The sequence below is a fragment of the Christiangramia pacifica genome (assembly GCF_057221535.1).
Genome location: NZ_CM170146.1, coordinates 2,657,004 through 2,673,977, shown reverse-complemented (window position 1 = coordinate 2,673,977; position 16,974 = coordinate 2,657,004). Strand labels below are relative to the sequence as shown.

The following is a 16,974-nucleotide window of genomic DNA, read 5'->3' as shown; positions in this document are numbered from 1 at the left end:
TCTGGCTAAATTGTTACAAACCAATCAAGCATATGAAACCAAGTCAGAAAAAAGTTGCCCATAAATGTCTTATAAAATTTGAAGAAGGTTTTTCAAATATGGAGGACCTGAGAACTGAAATATCCAGTAGTCTTGCTACCGAAAACAACCTATGGCTCAGCTATGATGAAGATGCAGGCATAGAAAGATTAACCAGTACAGAAAATGGTTATGCGTACCATAAACATTATGAGCTTTTCGACTTTTTCGATCTTCCTTCAGAACAAGGTGAGGCAGATATGGAAGCGCTTGCTTACCAGGAGCCATTTTTATGGTTTTGTGGAAGTATGAGTTTAAAAAGAAATTCACCAAATGCAGACGACCCCATCGATAAGCAACTGAGCAACCTAAGTGAAATCGCTACAGACGCGAACAGATTCAGCCTTGGTTGTATACCCTGTATCAAGAATGGTGATAGTTATGAATTAATGAAAGAAGCCGAATTTAATGGCAAAAAGATCAAACCTTTGATGCTTCGCGGCGGAACCACAAGTACTGAATTGCATAATGCTCTTATGACAGATGAGCATCTTCAAAAATTTATGACGATCCCTTGCAAAGACAATGGTTTTGATATTGAAGGCCTGGCTGTTCATGAAGAGAGAATTTTTATTGGACTCAGAGGTCCTGTTTTAAATGGTTATGCCGTAATCCTTGAAATTGGTTGTAAGGAATTTGATAATGAATTGATTCTATCAAAGAAACCCGAAGAGGATAAATTATACCGAAAACATTTTATAGACCTAAGAGGTATGGGAATTAGAGAACTGAATATTGATAAAAAAGGTGATCTATATTTGCTGGCCGGTCCAACCATGGATCTGGATGGGACCATTAGCATCTACAAAATTGAAGGTGGATTGCCAGATCAACATGGAAGTGTAACTCACAAACCGGAAAGATTATTTGACGTTGCCCGAGGAGCTGAAATTGAACATGGTGCAGACAAGGCCGAAGGAATGGCCTTCTTACCAGACGGAAAGGTATTGATCACTTATGATTCTCCAGTTTCAGAAAGACTTGAAGGGGATACAGCGGTATGGATGGATTGTTATGATATCGATTAAACCCGAATATTTCAAGTCATTATAATTTTATATATTGGTGCTTTCTATGATTTATTTGAAGGCTGCAAGATGTAGTGGATTGGTGTAACAATAATTCGTAGCCTATTTATTGAATTAGTTCACTAACCACAAATTTTATATCATGGAATCATCTAATTGTCCTGCATGCAGCCAGGAATCATCTACAATTCTAGAATATTGCTCAAATTGCAATTTTCCTTACAATGGAACTGAAAACGAAAGATCTGCCCATATTGGTAGATTTATAACAGAAAGAAATATTCTTTCTGAAAGTGAATCTTCGGTGAAAAAGAGCCAAAATATCCTTTATATAATTGGCGGTTTAAATTTCCTGATGTTCTTCATTGCAATTTTCTCGAACGAATATATCCTTGCCGATGCCATTGCTAATTTAGTGATCGCTGCAATATTCGCTTCATTTGCCTTTTTTATTCACAAAAGCCCAGTTATCTTTACGGTAATCCCTTTGGTATTCATAGTTATGATTTACCTTATAGATGCAACCTATGATCCTTCCTCGATTGCCAGAGGTATGATCTTTAAAATGTTCATTCTAGGAAGTTTGGGGTATGGAGCGCATAAATGCTACAAAGCAGAAAAATTTAGAAAGAAATACAATTTATAATGATATCGGAACCTGAAATTAAAGACTTAGAAACTAAGAAACTGGTTGGAATTTGTATTGCTACCAGCCTGGCAGATGATAAAACAAGTCTTCTATGGAACAGGTTCATGAATCTGAAAGGTACTATTGATAATAACAAAGGTGAAAATCTTTATTCTGTTCAGGAATATGGAGAGAATTTTATGAAAGGTGAATTCGATCTGCAATCTGAATTTAAAAAATGGGCGGCTACCGAAGTTTCTAATTTTGAAGTAATTCCCAAAGGCTTGGAAAAATTGCAGATTCCTGCTGGGAAATACGCGGTTTTTATACATAAGGGTACTGCCAGAGAATTCTCTGAAACTTCAAATTTCATTTTCAATGAGTGGCTGCCAGCTTCAGAATATGCGCTTGATAATCGTCCACATTTTGAAATTTTAGGTGAGGATTATAAAGGCCCGGAAAATCCTGATTCTCAGGAAGAAATATGGATTCCGGTAAAGGCAAAATAGCTCCTTTTGGAAAATATCAAAATAATAGATCAGTTTCAGGGCTTTCTGGATACACCTGATATTTTTCCGGAATCCGGCGAATTCCCGGTTTTCGAGTTTCCTGAGATCAATAGCACCGATTCTCTGATCACTGATCTGGAAAATCTTGACCATCCACGTAATTCGGTTTTGGGAAAAAGAATGGAAAGTTTTTTTGAAGTAGCGATCAAGCATAGTGAACGTTATGAAATCATTGCTTCTAATATTCAAATCATCGAAAATAAACGAACTCTTGGAGAACTGGATTTTCTACTTTTTGATAGAAAAACCGAAAGACCTTTACATGTTGAACTGGTTTACAAACTTTATGTTTACGATGATTCTTTTTCTAATGAAATGGAAAGATGGATTGGTCCAAACAGGCGTGATAGTTTTTCTGAAAAGCTATATAAACTGAAACAAAAGCAATTTCCATTATTGTATAGGTCTGAAACTAAATTCTTTCTTGAAAAACAGGGATTAAAAGCTGAAGATATTGAACAGCAACTTTGTTTCAAAGCACAGCTGTTTTCTCCAGAAGTATCTACCAGTGAGAAGCAGAGCCTTATAAATTCAGAATGTTTCAGAGGAAATTGGATGAATTTTGAAGAGTTTTTGAATATAGAATCAGAAGATTCTCTTTTCTACAGTCCTAAAAAAAAAGACTGGAGCTCCTCCCCTGCTAATAATTCAGAATGGTTTAGTAAAGAAGATATTATCGTTGAAGTTCAGGAACTGTTCAGAAAACATAAGTCACCTTTGATATGGAAAAAGTCAGGTTCTGGTTATGAAAGATTTTTTATAGTTTGGTGGTAGCTAATTTCATATGAAATATCCAGATTAAAAGTGAGCGAACTATTCCAGGATATCAACATTCTATTCCTAATCATTTTATTTCTAGCAGGAATAATCGCATTTATCATTTCAACGATCTCAGGAGGTGGTGGTGCTTTGATTTTAGTTCCATTATTAAATTTTCTTATTGGAAGTACGAAAACTGCACCGGTACTAAATCTTGGGACCTTTATTGGACGTCCCGCCCGTCTCATCCTATTCTGGAAAGATATAAATTGGAAAGTTTTCTGGTATTATGTGCCTGCAGCGATGTTAGGAGCCTGGGTAGCCGGATACTTCTTTACTAAAGTTGAAGCTTCATGGCTACAAATTTTAGTCGCAATTTTCCTGATAAGTACTGTATTTCAATACAGGTTTGGAAAAAAGGAAAGATCATTTCCGGTCAAACTATGGTATTTTATTCCGCTTGGATTCATTGTATCTGTTTTGGGAACTATCATTGGTGCCTTAGGACCAATCCTGAATCCTTTTTATTTGAATCTTGGTTTAGAAAAGGAAGAATTAATTGCAACTAAAACTGTAAACTCCTTCTTTCTGGGAATTGCACAAATAGGCAGCTATACTTTTTTCGGGTTACTGGACAGGGAATTATGGATCTATGGAATTGCTCTTGGTTTGGGTGCAGTCTTGGGAAATATTATTGGTAAACGTTTTCTTTCAAAAATGAAAAGCAGCACCTTCAGAAAATTATTGATACTCTTTATGGTGGTTAGCGGAATATTATTGATCTACAAACAGCTCAACTAGTTTATTCTTATAAATTTGTAATCTCAAAAAATCAAGTATATGCAACCGGGTTACAAGGAAGCGGTAAAAGCTTCCTATTTCAGCATCGCAGGAAATGCTCTCTTAGCAATTGCTAAGGCTGTCACCGGTATTTTTGGAAATTCTTACGCACTTATTGCTGATGCCATCGAATCTACTACAGATGTTTTTTCTTCGTTCCTGGTGCTTATTGGTTTACGCTATGCAAATAAACCAGCCGATGAAAATCACCCTTATGGTCATGGGAAAGCTGAACCCCTTATTACTTTTATGGTGGTTGGTTTTCTTATCGTTTCTGCTACCGTCATAGCTTATGAGAGTATTGAAAATATTCAAACTCCGCATAAGGTTCCTGAGCCCTATACGCTCATCGTTCTTCTGATAATTATTTTGATCAAAGAAATTTCATACCGATTTGTTTCGAAAAAAGGAACTGAAACTAATAGTTCAGCTTTAAAGGCCGATGCCTGGCACCACCGGAGTGATGCGATTACGTCATTAATGGCGTTTATTGGAATTTCAGTAGCGCTATTTATGGGAAAAGGATATGAAAATGCTGATGACTGGGCAGCTCTTTTTGCTTCCGGATTCATACTTTTCAACGCATATCTAATCTTAAGACCTGCCCTGGGTGAAGTAATGGATGAACATCGCTATGATGACCTGGAATTGAAGATCAGGGAAATAGCTCAGTTAAATGAAGGCGTTATAGAAACCGAGAAATGCTACATTAGAAAGACTGGGATGACTTATCATGTAGATCTGCATATTGCGGTAGATGCTTTGATTACCGTGAAAAAAGGGCATGATATCGCACATCGGGTAAAAGACGACATTCTTGAAAATATACCTAAAATTGCTGATGTTCTTATTCATGTAGAACCAGACGACGAATTATAGTCCACGCTTCTAAGAAAATTTTTTAAATTCTTAAGAAAGATTTAGCAGAAAGTGAGCCTTTCCGACTTTGCTGTAGCCGGCATTAAGCGTATCTTAAAGTTTAGAATTAACCAAAAAATAAGCGTTATGTCGATGATTAATGAAAAAGAATTTAAAGAACTAGCTAACCATAAAAGTGAGACCTGCGTTTCAATTTTTATTCCTACACAACGGGCTGGTAAGGAAGTGCTTGAGGAAAAAAACAAAAAGCATTTACATTCTGAATGGACTCAGATTACAAAAAAACTTAAAGAAAATGGTGTAGCCGAATCAACTATCGAAAAAATTGGTAAACCAATCAATGAGTTACTGGACGATAGGGATTTTTGGCGTCATCAATCTGATGGTTTAGCTATTTTCGCTTCTTCAGAATATTTCAAGAATTTCACCATTCCGGTAAATTTTGAAGCTTACCATTATATTTCAAATGATTTTTATGTGAAACCTCTGGTTCCAGCCATGAATGATGATGGCAGATTCAACATTCTTAGCCTTCAGCTGGAAAATGTAAGATTATATGAAGCATCACGATATACTATAACTCCAATAGATATTGAAGACCTTACGCCGTCAAGACTTGAAGAAAGAGTTGGATACGATTATCAGGAGAAAGCATTACAATTCAGAACTCAAGGTGAAGGTGGAGATAAAACTCAATTTCACGGTCATGGTGGTAGTGAACGAGATGAAAAAACTGAATACAAACAATTCTTCAGAGCTGTAGACCAGGGTATCAAAGAATATCTACATAAAGAAAATCTACCATTGGTTGTTTACTGTCAGGATTATTTATTTCCTATTTATCAGGATGCCAATACTTATAACCATCTATATGAAAAAGTGGTTCCAGGAAATCCAAATGATACCGATATCATTGGAATTCAGCGACGTGCATTAGATGTTTTTGAATCCCAACTAGATAAGACAAGAGATGAAAAGATCGAAATATATAAGGAATTGAGCAGTACTGAAAATACGACTTCCGCAGTTAGCGATATTATCCCGGCTGTTTACCAGGGTAAAGTAGACACTTTATTCATTGAAAACCGTGCAGAAGTATGGGGGAATTATAAGGAAGACGAGATGAAGGTTGTGTTTGATGAAGATCGTAAAGATGGTAGTATTTCTTTATTGAATCTTGCTGCAAAAAAAACCATAGAAATGGGCGGAAAGGTTTATCTCGTGGAGCATGAATTCATGCCACAGAAAAAATCCAAAATGAATGCCTTACTTAGGTTCTAAATAAAAGTAGATGGCTGTGAAGTTCATCAAATTATCTGAGCAGCCATCTTATTCTTACCTAAACAACATAGACTAAAATATTAAGCTTAACTTTAGTCTCCCAAAACAATAATTAATGGAAACTAATCTGGCCGTGCTTATAGACGGCGATAATATACCTTCCGCTCACGTGAAGGAAATGATGGAAGAAATTGCCAAATATGGCAATCCTACAATCAAAAGAATTTATGGTGACTGGACCAAACCTCATTTGAATAAATGGAAAACGGTCCTGCTTGAGAATGCGATTCATCCTATTCAGCAATATGGATATACACAGGGAAAGAACGCGACAGATTCAGCAATGATCATCGATGCGATGGATATTCTTTATTCCAATAAAGTTGATGGATTTTGCCTGGTTTCCAGTGATTCAGATTTTACAAGGCTTGCTACAAGACTTCGTGAGGCCAGTATGAAGGTTATTGGAATTGGTGAGAAGAAAACTCCAGATCCTTTTATAGTTGCATGCGATAAGTTTATCTATATCGAAATCCTGAAAAACAATTCCAAGGATACTAACAATGATAAAAGCAAGGAAAAAGATAACAGAAAACCTAACGTAGATAAGATCACGCCAAAAGTGATACGGCTTATTTCGCAGACGATCTCTGATGTCGCAGACGAAGATGGCTGGGCATTTCTTGGAGATGTTGGAAGTTTACTTCAGAAAAAGCAACCTAATTTCGATTCCAGGAATTATGGATTTCAAAAGCTGACTCCAATGATAAATTCCATAGATAAATTTGAGATCGAATCCAGAGAAAATGCCAACTCTAAGTTCAAATTGATTTACGTTAGAAATAAATAATTTTTAAGAATGAGGAATCTTAAGAAACTTCATAAAGCAGAATACAGACCTATGGGCGACCTGGAAACCTGGTCTCCATTACCGACCCGTAGTTTACAAATGATAGACCCATTTATCTTTTTAAATCATCACGGCCCTCAGGTTTACAAGCCAAATAATAATGGCCTTCCTTTTGGACCACATCCACATCGTGGTATGGAAACGGTGACTTTTATTATTGATGGTGATATCGCTCATAAAGATAGCAGTGGTCATAAAAGCGTTATCGAAAGCGGTGGAGTTCAATGGATGTCTGCAGGAAGCGGACTTATTCATGCGGAAGTGTCTTCAGATAAATTTAAACAGGAAGGCGGACCACTTGAAATCTTACAATTATGGGTGAACCTTCCGAAGCGACTCAAAATGATGGAGCCTGAATATGTAGGGCTTCAGAAAGACCAGATCTCAATTTGGAAGAATCAGGAGAAATCCATCACAGCTCAGGTTATTTCGGGTAATTTTAAAGGAATTCGCGGTGCATTCGACACTCCTACTTCAGTTAATCTTTCACTAGTTCATTTTGACGAAAATTCAGAAATAGAATTAGAAATTCCTAAATCAGATAATATCTTTTTCTACGTAATTCGCGGAAAATTGGAAGTGAATGAAATTGAAGTCCAAGAATTACATCTTGCTGAATTCTCTAAGAATAGCGAAATCTTAAATATAATCGCAAAAGAAAAAAGCATTTTGCTTTTAGGTCATGCAGAACCATTTAATGAAAATGTCGTTTTTGGTGGTCCATTTGTTATGAATTCAGAAGAAGAAATTCAGCAAGCCTACGAGGACTATAAATCAGGAAGAATGGGTGAATGGAATTAGATCAAAATTTACCTTATCAGACTGAAATGGCCTTTTATATTTTCACCTGAATCAAGGACTAAACTAAACCAATAATCGCCAGCAACAGCTGGTTTACCATTTATTTCACCATTCCAACCGGAATCTGTGACATCTATTTTTTTGAGGAATTTGCCGTAGCGATCATAGATCATTACGGTATAATTAGTAGTTGTCCCTCTAATTTTCCATTCATCATTAATACCATCTCCATTTGGTGTAAAGAATTTATCATAACCAAAAACTGAAATCTCTTGGGAGAGAGTTTCACAACCATTTTTATTTCTGGCGTAAACCATGTGAATTCCAGCATTAATGTTATCGAAAATTGCTGAATCTTGGTATGCACCATTATCTATGGCATATTCATATTCCGAATTTCCCTCAACAATAACGTTAACAGAATTCGAAACTCCATCTGACTCTACTTTCACGTCATCAATTCTTCCGGTTTCAGAATATTTTAATTCAATTTCCCTGCTCGATACGCAGGTACCAGATTCGCTAACTTCAACTATATAGTTTCCAATGCCGATAGCGGTAATAGATTCTTGATTTTCATTCAATTCTGTTCCATTATAAAACCAGGTGAAATTTAGATCATCCCTGTTTTCTTCTAAGCCTGCATTCAAAATAATGCTCTCAAAGGTTTCATTAGGGCAAACGGATATAGATTCATTTTCAGCAAGATCAGGTCCGCTAACTATTTTTAAATTGATACTGGAAAATCCATAACAGGAACCGGACACAATAACCTTGAAAAAAAGTTTCTGCTCAAAAGCAATTGTATTGGTAAAACTTCCTGTAATCTCATTTGTGTTATTCCTAGCGTCTTCTTTTGAGTTGTAGTAATAAACTTCAGCATTTTCCGGTAGATCATCAAGAAAACTTTGGGTAACTGTATTTAAGCTTACACTGCTAAATCCGTCAAGAGGCATATCATCACAAATAGAAAAATCTTCCACTTGAAAATCATTGTTAGATTCTAACCTCAATCGAATTTCAGCTACTTTAATACAATCAAAACTACTCCTGACTATTGCATAGACAGAAGTTTCGCCACTTAGATAATCTTGAGGGTTTTCAATAGGTTGAATTCTATTTAGTGCATTATCTGAAGTTTTGTAATAACCTTCAATCTCTAGACGATCACTGGGATTCAGAATTTGTCTTTCACTATCTAAAAGATTGAAAACACCGTTTTGATCTTCCGGGAATACACAAGCAGATATTTCTGCAGGATTTACTTCCATTTCAGGATAATATTCAATAGTTACTTCTCCAAAAGACAGGCAATTATTGGCAGTTTCTACCTCAACAGAATATTCCCCGGGTTCATTCACAGTTAATTTTTCTCTGTATTCATTGACCAGTAAATTGCCATTTTTAAACCATTGATACACTGCGTTTTCCAAAGAAGTAGAGGCTTCGAGAGTTATAGATTCCCCGCTACATAATCCATTGTTATTGTTGATTAGCCTATCAGGACCTAAATTCTCTGAAGGCTCGAAACTTCCTGCTTCAAGAAATACCGCAGAGTCAAAACGATAATTAAAATCATCTGCTATCACTAATTTCACATGATAAGTTCTTCCTGCAACCACATTCGTAGATGCTGTAAGCACAGTTGTTTGACCATCAAATACAGTTTCTCCATCTGTATTGAATTTATCAAAATAAGCTTCGTTAACTTCACGACATTCGTTCGTGATAAAGGGATGAACAGTGGTGACACTCACGGGAGTCTGAGTTCCGGGAACAAGGGCTATATTTTCATACTCGTCTTCTGTTTCTTCTCTTATAAAAAATGCAAATACATCTGAAAACCTACAGGTATTGGGATTATTAGCCTGATATTCTTCAGAAGCAAATAAATACCTGAAACTTATTCCCGATACTTCCGGAACAAAATCGAACTCTATGATCGTGGCGTTGATAGTTTCTACATCAAACTCTGCATTCAGATCTTGATCTCCCTCCCAACCTGCTACATCATCATCGGCTAGAATAGACGTGGCTTGAGCTATATTTTCCAGTTTTCCGGTACTTAAAACAATTCCTCTATTAATTGGAAAGTTTGTTCCTGAAGCATCAAAATATCCGAAACTCTTACTGCCATCACTGAAATTACCACCAGCTGCCTCGGTAACAACAACATTTTTAATACATGAACTATTGATTAAAAAATCTTCGATTAATTGTTCAGGAGAATAGCTGTCATCCACTTCTATTTGCTGAGCATAAGCAAAACCTGAAAAACAGATCATTAAAAGTATCAAATAAACGCGTTTCAACATTTTGCAAAAATACAGATGAAGTGGTTTTATAAAAAATTCTGTAAGCTAAGGTTTTAAAATCAGCAATTTAAATTCTGCAAATAGATGCTACAATAGAAGTGGTAATATTATGATAAAGATTCTTAAAACTTGTCATAGAAGTCCTCGGTTTTGTATTTTAAGCTTAAACAAAAAAATTATGGATATTACATTAGAGAAAGCCCAGGAAGTTGTTGAAGCAGCTATTAAAAAATCAAGGGAAATGGGTGTTAAAATGAATATTGCCGTTGTTGATAGCGGTGCGAATATCAAAGCCTTTGCAAGAATGGATGGTGCATGGCTAGGCTCTGCAGATATTGCTATTAAAAAGGCTAAGACAGCGAGATATTTTGATATGAATTCCGGTGAAATTGGTAAGCTCTCTCAACCGGGACAATCACTTTTCAATATTGAACATTCAAATGATGGCTTAATTACGTTCCCAGGAGGCGTGCTTCTAAAGCATGGAGAGGATATTATTGGAGCCGTTGGAATTTCAGGTAGTACCGTTGAAGATGATCATGAAGTTGCAACCTATGCTGCGAATTCATTATAAACTTAAAGTCATTTAAAATTGAAATCCGCTGAATGTCTTCAGCGGATTTTTTATTTATGTCTTTCTTCCAAAACCTTGACAACATCCTTCAGGCCAAAACCTTTAGCCTTAAGTAGAATCATATAGTGAAATAGAAGATCTGAACTTTCATTAAGGAAAAGATCGTCATCATCATCTTTAGCCTCAATAACAGTTTCTACGGCCTCTTCCCCTACTTTCTGCGCTATCTTATTAATACCTTTGTCAAATAACGAAACAACATAGCTGGAGTCATTTTCATCGCGGAGTTCAGGTTCGGTTTCACTTAGCTTCTTTCTGCTGGCAATGATCCCTTCCAGTTTTGAAAGAAAACCGTAATCCTCCGTATTCTCTTCTGCCCAGCAAGTATCCGTTCCCTTATGACAAACAGGACCTTCGGGTTTCACCTGGATAAGAAGAGTGTCATTATCACAATCCAGTTTAATTTTTACCAAGTTTAGAAAATTACCACTTTCTTCTCCCTTAGTCCACAAACGGTTCTTAGTCCTACTGAAAAAAGTCACTTTTTTACTTTCATTCGTTTTTAAATAAGCTTCTTCATTCATATAACCAAGCATCAAAACCTTTCTGGTTTTTGAATCCTGGATAATTGCAGGTACGAGTCCGTCCTTATTTTTACTGAAATCTATATTCATATTGCTATAATCTCACCGGAATTCCGGCTGTTCTTAGTTGATTCTTTAATTCTGAAATTTCTATTTCTTTAAAGTGAAAAACACTGGCAGCTAAAGCGGCATCAGCTTTTCCTTCTTTAAAAGTGTCTGTAAAATGTTCAATTTTACCTGCACCTCCAGAAGCGATAATTGGAATATTCAATTCTGAAGAAAGTCTGGCTAATGCTTCATTGGCGAATCCATTTTTTGTTCCATCATGATCCATGGAGGTAAAAAGGATCTCTCCTGCTCCTCGTTGTTCCACTTCCTTCGCCCATTCAAATAGATCGAGTTCTGTAGGCACTTTTCCTCCTACTAGATGAACAGTCCATTTCCCATCGATATTCTTTGCATCTATGGCAACTACCACACACTGACTTCCAAATTTATCTGAAAGCTGATTTATCAGATCTGGATTTTTTACTGCGGAAGAATTTATCGAAACCTTATCTGCTCCATTTTTCAAAAGTATATCTACATCTTCTACTGAAGAGATACCTCCACCAACTGTAAACGGAATATTTAATTGTTCCGCTACATCCAAAACTAATTTGGCTAAAGTCTTTCGTTTCTCTTCTGTGGCTGAAATATCAAGGAACACCAGTTCATCTGCTCCTTTTTCTGCATACGCCGCCGCAAGTTCCACCGGATCCCCTGCGTCTCTAAGGTCTACAAAGTTAACTCCTTTTACAGTCCTTCCATTTTTGATGTCCAGACAGGGTATTATTCTTTTAGTTAGCACAATTTATCTTTTATATATAACATCATTCTGAACTTGTTTCAGAATCTCAATTTAGCAACCCTGAATCCAGTTCAGGGTGACGCTCTTTATTTATTTAAAATATAGTTCTCCAGTTGTTTTAAACTGATCCTGTTTTCATAGATCGCCTTACCTATGATCACTCCTTCACATCCAAGTTCCTCAAGTTTTGGTAATTCGTCAAAAGTTGAGATACCTCCTGAAGCGATCAGGTTAATATTTTCTGTTTCAGACAGGATCTCCCGGTAAAGTTCGAAAGAAGGACCTTCCAGCATTCCATCTTTAGAAATATCTGTACAGATCACATAACTAATCCCTGCTTTTTCAAAATTCTGGATAAAAGGGATGATCTCTTTATCTGAATCTTCCAGCCATCCGGAAACTGCGATCTTTCTATCTTTCGCATCTGCACCCAAAATGATCTTCTCATTTCCATATTTCTGAAGCCAGCTCTGGAACATTTCAGGATTTTTAACGGCAATACTACCACCGGTGATCTGGTTCGCTCCACTTTCAAAAGCTATCTGAAGATCTTTATCAGTTTTGAGTCCGCCACCAAAATCGATCTTTAAAGAGGTTTTAGTAGCGATAGTTTCAAGGATCTTATGATTTACTATATGGCTGGATTTAGCACCATCAAGGTCAACAAGATGTAAATACTCGATACCATGTGCCTCAAAAGATTTTGCGACCTCAAGCGGATCTTCATTATATATTTTCTTGGTGTTATAATCTCCTTTAGAAAGCCTTACGCACTTGCCTTCAATAATATCTATTGCGGGTATTATTCGCATTTTATAATTCTATTTTCAAAAAATTCTTTAAAATCTGTTCCCCGGTCTTACTGCTTTTCTCCGGGTGAAATTGCACTCCGTAAAAATTATCACGATGTAATGCTGTAGAATAATTCACTCCATATTCAGTCCTCGCAATTTCATCTTTACATTCCGGAACGTAGTAACTATGCACTAAATAAACATATTCCTCATCCTCAACATTATCAAATAAGTGAGTTTCAAGGTTGGTGATCTGATTCCATCCTATTTGAGGCACTTTTACAGAATTATCAAATCTCTTTACATCTGCTTTAAAGATTCCGAGTCCCTGAGTATCTCCTTCTTCAGAATGATCACACATTAGTTGCATTCCAAGGCATATTCCTAATACAGGCTGCTTGAGCGTTGGTATCACTTTATCCAGTCCCGTAGATCTCAACATCTTCATGGCACTACCAGCTTCTCCAACACCTGGGAATATTACTTTATCTGCCTGTCTTATTTCGTTCTCATTACTACTTAAAACCGCTTCGTATCCAAGTCGTTTAATGGCAAATTTTATACTCTGAATATTGCCTGCACCATAATCTATAATAACGATCTTCATTAAAGCATTCCTTTTGTAGAGGGTAAAATCATTTTTTCGGTGTCTCTTTTCACTGCCATTTTAATAGCTTTCGCGAAAGCTTTGAATATAGCTTCGATCTTATGATGCTCATTCTGGCCTTCAGCTTTGATATTTAAATTAGCTTTTGCTCCGTCTGTAAAAGATTTAAAAAAGTGATAGAACATTTCAGTGGGCATTTTTCCAATCATTTCTCGATTAAAATCTGATTCCCAAACTAACCAGTTACGACCTCCAAAATCTATAGCTGCCTGAGCCAAACAATCATCCATAGGTAAACAGAAACCATATCTCTCGATTCCCAATTTATTCCCCAGTGCTTTACTGAAAACTTCCCCCAATGCAATTGCGGTATCTTCAATAGTATGATGTTCATCTACTTCCAGATCACCTTTCACAGCTATTTTAAGATCCATTTGGCCATGACGCGCTAATTGATCAAGCATATGATCAAAAAATGCGATACCGGTGCTTATTTCGCTTTTTCCGGTTCCATCAAGGTTCAGTTCTATTTTTATATCGGTTTCATTGGTCTTTCGCTCAATTTCGGCAGTTCTATCCTGAAGTTTTAAAAACTCATAGATCTCTTTCCAAGAATTGGTTTTTAAAGCGATATGTTTTTTAACTTCAGATTTATCGTTTGCGACTTCATCTGCGGCTAGATCTTCATGAGTGTCAATAAAAATCCCCTTCCCTCCAAAATTCATGGCGAACTCTACATCAGTCAAACGATCCCCAACCATAAAAGAATTTTTAAGATCATATTGAGGATTATTTAGATAGTTTTCTTCTAGTAGACCAGTATTTGGCTTCCTGGTTGGAGAATTATCCTTAGCAAAAGTTTTATCGATCAATTGATCTTTAAACTCGACACCTTCATTTTTAAAGGTTTTGACAATGAAATTCTGAATTGGCCAAAAATCATTTTCTGGAAATTCATCGGTTCCCAATCCATCCTGATTTGTCACCATTACAATTTCGTAATCCAGTTCCCTGGCAATTTTTCCCAGATAAGTAAATACCTCAGGATAAAATTCCAGCTTTTCCAGACTATCTATCTGGTAATCTTCAGGCTCGTGGATCAAAGTTCCATCCCGATCTACAAATAATACTTTATTCATTATCTAATTCTTTAAAGGCTTCGATTAATTTTTTATTTTCCTCTCTGGTACCAATCGTAATTCTCAAACAATTTTCACAAAGGGGTTGATTACTTCTGTTTCTAATTACTATACCTTTCTTAAGAAAATCCTGATATCTTTTATTTGCATCGTCTACTTCCAGAAGTAGAAAGTTAGCATCAGATTTATATATTTTGCTAATAAAATTAACTTCAAGTAATACTTTAGATAAATAATCTCTTTCCTTTAGAATATCACCAACTTGTGATTTTATTTTTTCTAGACTTCTCAAAGCATATAGTGCCTTTTCTTGCGTTTGCTGATTGACGTTGTATGGAGGTTTTATTTTATTCAGAATAGTAATTATCTCTTTTGAAGCAAACAAGGCTCCCAGTCTAATTCCTGCCAGTCCGAATGCTTTTGAAAAGGTTTGAGTTACAATCAAATTCGGAAAGTATTCCAGTTTACTAATCCAGCTTTCCTTCTCTGAAAAATCAATATACGCCTCATCAATGACAACAAGACCTTTAAAATTTTCGAGTAGACCAATTACCGTGTCTGCATCGAAAGTGTTTCCGGAAGGATTGTTCGGTGAACAAAGAAATAAAATCTTGCTGCGATCATCTGCCTGACTCATAATTGCCGTAGCATCAGGTTCAAAGTCGTGGTTTAGATAAACTTCCCTGTTCTCGATATTGTTGATATCGGCTAAAACCTTATACATCCCGTAAGTTGGTGGTAAGGTGATCACATTGTCTATTCCCGGTTCACAGAATGCTCTGAAAATTAGATCCAGCACTTCGTCACTTCCATTACCTAAAAGGATATTCTTGGCGGGGATATTTCTAAGCTCAGAAAGACTCTTTTTGACTTCGTTTTGCTGTGGATCGGGATATCGATTCAATCCATTTTCATTGGGATTTTCATTCGCATCCAGAAAGACCATCTCTTCGCCCTGGGTTTTATATTCGTCACGAGCGGAAGAATATGGTTTTAAACCGGCCACATTAGACCTAACAATTTTATTAATGTCGAATTGTTTCATTTAATCGAGATCTTTTAAACGCAGACTAACCGCATTTTTATGAGCCTGTAAACCCTCTGCTTCGGCAAGTAACTCGATCGAAGGTCCTATTTTCTTGATCCCTTCTTCAGAAATCTTCTGAAAAGTGATCGTTTTCATAAAACTATCAAGGTTGACTCCGCTATATTGTTTAGCATAGCCGTTAGTTGGCAAGGTGTGATTCGTTCCTGAAGCATAATCTCCGGCACTTTCAGGAGTATAGTTTCCTATAAAGACTGAACCGGCATTTCTAACCCCGCTTATAAAAAATTTCTCATTTTCAGAACAGATGATAAAATGTTCTGGCCCATACTCATTGATCAATTGAAGTGCTTCTTCATCTGATTTCACTAATATTAGACGAGAATTCTCAATGGCTCTGTCGGCTATTGCTTTTCTCGGAAGATCCTGTATTTGCGTTGATATTTCTTCTGAAACTTTTTCAATCATTGCTTCGGAAGTGGAAACCATAATTACCTGGCTATCCGAACCATGTTCCGCCTGGCTTAAAAGATCTGAAGCAACATAAGCTGCATTCGCCGATTTATCTGCGAAAACTAGTAATTCCGAAGGTCCTGCCGGCATATCTATAGCTACCTGATATTTTGTAGCCAGTTGTTTTGCAACGGTGACAAATTGATTTCCTGGTCCGAAGATCTTATAAACCTGAGGTACACTTTCGGTTCCAAAAGTCATTGCACCAATAGCCTGAATTCCTCCAATTTTGAATATTTGTGTAACACCACACAATTCTGCAGCATATAAGATTGCTGGATTCACGTTTCCTTCTTTATCTGGCGGCGTGCAAAGAATGATCTCGTCACAACCCGCTAGTTTTGCAGGTATCGCCAACATTAAAATTGAAGAAAATAAAGGTGCCGTGCCTCCTGGAATATAAAGTCCGACTTTTTGAATTGACTTCTTCTCCTGCCAGCATCTTACCCCGTTGGTAGTTTCTACGCTAATACGCTCGGTTTTTTGAGCAGCATGGAATTTTTCAATATTTACTTTAGCAAGCTTTATGGCCGACTTTAATTCTTCTGAGATCTGTCCTGAGGCATTTTCAATTTCCAAGCTGGAAACTTGCAATTTATCTAATTGAATACCATCAAAAAGCTCAGTATATTTTCTGACTGCAGAATCGCCTTTTATCCTGATCTCGTCAAAAATCTGGTTTACCGTTTGTTCTATATCAGCCACCGTTTGTGTAGGTCTTCTAAGGATTTCGGGCCAATCCTTTCTTTCCGGATTTAATATCTTATTCATAAACTAAGT

The 16,974-nt window shown here is 36.6% G+C and carries 18 protein-coding genes; 10 read left to right on the top strand and 8 right to left on the bottom strand.

The window, feature by feature from the left end:
• The first annotated feature begins 32 nt into the window (after positions 1–32).
• The 9 genes from AC2S94_RS12260 (at position 33) to AC2S94_RS12220 (ending at position 7,773) form a co-directional block, all read left to right on the top strand.
• Complete coding sequence (locus tag AC2S94_RS12260) at positions 33–1,106, top strand: DUF3616 domain-containing protein (RefSeq protein WP_484628865.1); 1,074 nt, start codon at positions 33–35, stop codon at positions 1,104–1,106.
• Between the two features lie 142 nt (positions 1,107–1,248).
• Entirely contained in the window at positions 1,249–1,752 is a 504-nt protein-coding gene (locus AC2S94_RS12255) for a hypothetical protein (RefSeq protein WP_484628864.1), read from the top strand.
• Positions 1,752–2,243 (top strand): GyrI-like domain-containing protein, encoded by a 492-nt coding sequence (locus tag AC2S94_RS12250; protein WP_484628863.1) that lies wholly within the window; start codon positions 1,752–1,754, stop codon positions 2,241–2,243. Before AC2S94_RS12255 ends, AC2S94_RS12250 begins: the two co-directional genes overlap by 1 nt.
• 6 nt (positions 2,244–2,249) lie before the next feature.
• Complete coding sequence (locus tag AC2S94_RS12245) at positions 2,250–3,077, top strand: DUF1853 family protein (RefSeq protein WP_484628862.1); 828 nt, start codon at positions 2,250–2,252, stop codon at positions 3,075–3,077.
• Positions 3,078–3,107: 30 nt separating this feature from the next.
• Complete coding sequence (locus AC2S94_RS12240) at positions 3,108–3,863, top strand: sulfite exporter TauE/SafE family protein (RefSeq protein WP_484628861.1); 756 nt, start codon at positions 3,108–3,110, stop codon at positions 3,861–3,863.
• Positions 3,864–3,902: 39 nt separating this feature from the next.
• Positions 3,903–4,781 (top strand): cation diffusion facilitator family transporter, encoded by an 879-nt coding sequence (locus tag AC2S94_RS12235; protein WP_484628860.1) that lies wholly within the window; start codon positions 3,903–3,905, stop codon positions 4,779–4,781.
• Positions 4,782–4,907: 126 nt separating this feature from the next.
• Entirely contained in the window at positions 4,908–6,062 is a 1,155-nt protein-coding gene (locus AC2S94_RS12230) for a baeRF7 domain-containing protein (RefSeq protein WP_484628859.1), read from the top strand.
• Positions 6,063–6,177: 115 nt separating this feature from the next.
• A complete protein-coding gene (locus AC2S94_RS12225; protein WP_484628858.1) occupies positions 6,178–6,912 on the top strand; it encodes an NYN domain-containing protein in 735 nt (244 codons plus the stop codon).
• Positions 6,913–6,921: 9 nt separating this feature from the next.
• Entirely contained in the window at positions 6,922–7,773 is an 852-nt protein-coding gene (locus AC2S94_RS12220) for a pirin family protein (protein ID WP_484628857.1), read from the top strand.
• Between the two features lie 8 nt (positions 7,774–7,781).
• Here the strand turns inward: AC2S94_RS12220 and AC2S94_RS12215 are convergent, their stop codons facing one another.
• On the bottom strand, positions 7,782–10,088 hold the full coding sequence (locus tag AC2S94_RS12215) for a T9SS type B sorting domain-containing protein (protein WP_484628856.1): 2,307 nt from the start codon (positions 10,086–10,088) through the stop codon (positions 7,782–7,784).
• 178 nt (positions 10,089–10,266) lie between these two features.
• Here AC2S94_RS12215 and AC2S94_RS12210 point away from each other — a divergent pair, with 178 nt between their 5' ends.
• Positions 10,267–10,662: a GlcG/HbpS family heme-binding protein gene (locus AC2S94_RS12210; RefSeq protein ID WP_484628855.1), complete on the top strand. Its 396-nt coding sequence runs from the start codon at positions 10,267–10,269 to the stop codon at positions 10,660–10,662.
• A 50-nt stretch (positions 10,663–10,712) separates the two neighbouring features.
• Here AC2S94_RS12210 and hisIE read toward each other — a convergent pair whose 3' ends face one another.
• From hisIE to hisD, 7 genes are all read right to left on the bottom strand, one after another.
• Positions 10,713–11,336 carry a bifunctional phosphoribosyl-AMP cyclohydrolase/phosphoribosyl-ATP diphosphatase HisIE gene (gene hisIE, locus AC2S94_RS12205; protein WP_484628854.1) on the bottom strand — a complete coding sequence of 208 codons (624 nt, stop codon included), beginning with the start codon at positions 11,334–11,336 and terminating at the stop codon, positions 10,713–10,715.
• 4 nt (positions 11,337–11,340) lie between these two features.
• A complete protein-coding gene (hisF, locus tag AC2S94_RS12200) occupies positions 11,341–12,096 on the bottom strand; it encodes an imidazole glycerol phosphate synthase subunit HisF (protein WP_484628853.1) in 756 nt (251 codons plus the stop codon).
• 86 nt (positions 12,097–12,182) lie between these two features.
• Positions 12,183–12,908, bottom strand: a complete 726-nt coding sequence (gene hisA / locus AC2S94_RS12195) for a 1-(5-phosphoribosyl)-5-[(5-phosphoribosylamino)methylideneamino]imidazole-4-carboxamide isomerase (RefSeq protein ID WP_484628852.1) — start codon at positions 12,906–12,908, stop codon at positions 12,183–12,185.
• A 1-nt stretch (position 12,909) separates the two neighbouring features.
• On the bottom strand, positions 12,910–13,497 hold the full coding sequence (gene hisH / locus AC2S94_RS12190; protein ID WP_484628851.1) for an imidazole glycerol phosphate synthase subunit HisH: 588 nt from the start codon (positions 13,495–13,497) through the stop codon (positions 12,910–12,912).
• Positions 13,497–14,636, bottom strand: a complete 1,140-nt coding sequence (gene hisB / locus AC2S94_RS12185) for a bifunctional histidinol-phosphatase/imidazoleglycerol-phosphate dehydratase HisB (protein ID WP_484628850.1) — start codon at positions 14,634–14,636, stop codon at positions 13,497–13,499. The genes hisH and hisB overlap by 1 nt, the downstream gene beginning before the upstream one ends.
• The gene (hisC, locus tag AC2S94_RS12180; RefSeq protein WP_484628849.1) at positions 14,629–15,681 is read right to left on the bottom strand and encodes a histidinol-phosphate transaminase; all 1,053 of its coding nucleotides are present in this window, start codon (positions 15,679–15,681) and stop codon (positions 14,629–14,631) included. Before hisC ends, hisB begins: the two co-directional genes overlap by 8 nt.
• Positions 15,682–16,965, bottom strand: coding sequence for a histidinol dehydrogenase (gene hisD, locus AC2S94_RS12175; protein ID WP_484628848.1), 1,284 nt, complete (start codon positions 16,963–16,965; stop codon positions 15,682–15,684).
• Between the last annotated feature and the right edge of the window lie 9 nt (positions 16,966–16,974).

What these genes read in the sequence shown, in the direction of transcription:
- AC2S94_RS12260 (WP_484628865.1), top strand. Translation starts at nt 33, where the DNA reads ATGAAACCAAGTCAGAAAAAAGTTGCCCATAAATGTCTTATAAAATTT.
- AC2S94_RS12255 (WP_484628864.1), top strand. Translation starts at nt 1,249, where the DNA reads ATGGAATCATCTAATTGTCCTGCATGCAGCCAGGAATCATCTACAATT.
- AC2S94_RS12250 (WP_484628863.1), top strand. Translation starts at nt 1,752, where the DNA reads ATGATATCGGAACCTGAAATTAAAGACTTAGAAACTAAGAAACTGGTT.
- AC2S94_RS12235 (WP_484628860.1), top strand. Translation starts at nt 3,903, where the DNA reads ATGCAACCGGGTTACAAGGAAGCGGTAAAAGCTTCCTATTTCAGCATC.
- AC2S94_RS12230 (WP_484628859.1), top strand. Translation starts at nt 4,908, where the DNA reads ATGTCGATGATTAATGAAAAAGAATTTAAAGAACTAGCTAACCATAAA.
- AC2S94_RS12225 (WP_484628858.1), top strand. Translation starts at nt 6,178, where the DNA reads ATGGAAACTAATCTGGCCGTGCTTATAGACGGCGATAATATACCTTCC.
- AC2S94_RS12220 (WP_484628857.1), top strand. Translation starts at nt 6,922, where the DNA reads ATGAGGAATCTTAAGAAACTTCATAAAGCAGAATACAGACCTATGGGC.
- AC2S94_RS12215 (WP_484628856.1), bottom strand. Translation starts at nt 10,088, where the DNA reads ATGTTGAAACGCGTTTATTTGATACTTTTAATGATCTGTTTTTCAGGT.
- AC2S94_RS12210 (WP_484628855.1), top strand. Translation starts at nt 10,267, where the DNA reads ATGGATATTACATTAGAGAAAGCCCAGGAAGTTGTTGAAGCAGCTATT.
- hisIE (WP_484628854.1), bottom strand. Translation starts at nt 11,336, where the DNA reads ATGAATATAGATTTCAGTAAAAATAAGGACGGACTCGTACCTGCAATT.
- hisA (WP_484628852.1), bottom strand. Translation starts at nt 12,908, where the DNA reads ATGCGAATAATACCCGCAATAGATATTATTGAAGGCAAGTGCGTAAGG.
- hisH (WP_484628851.1), bottom strand. Translation starts at nt 13,497, where the DNA reads ATGAAGATCGTTATTATAGATTATGGTGCAGGCAATATTCAGAGTATA.
- hisB (WP_484628850.1), bottom strand. Translation starts at nt 14,636, where the DNA reads ATGAATAAAGTATTATTTGTAGATCGGGATGGAACTTTGATCCACGAG.
- hisC (WP_484628849.1), bottom strand. Translation starts at nt 15,681, where the DNA reads ATGAAACAATTCGACATTAATAAAATTGTTAGGTCTAATGTGGCCGGT.
- hisD (WP_484628848.1), bottom strand. Translation starts at nt 16,965, where the DNA reads ATGAATAAGATATTAAATCCGGAAAGAAAGGATTGGCCCGAAATCCTT.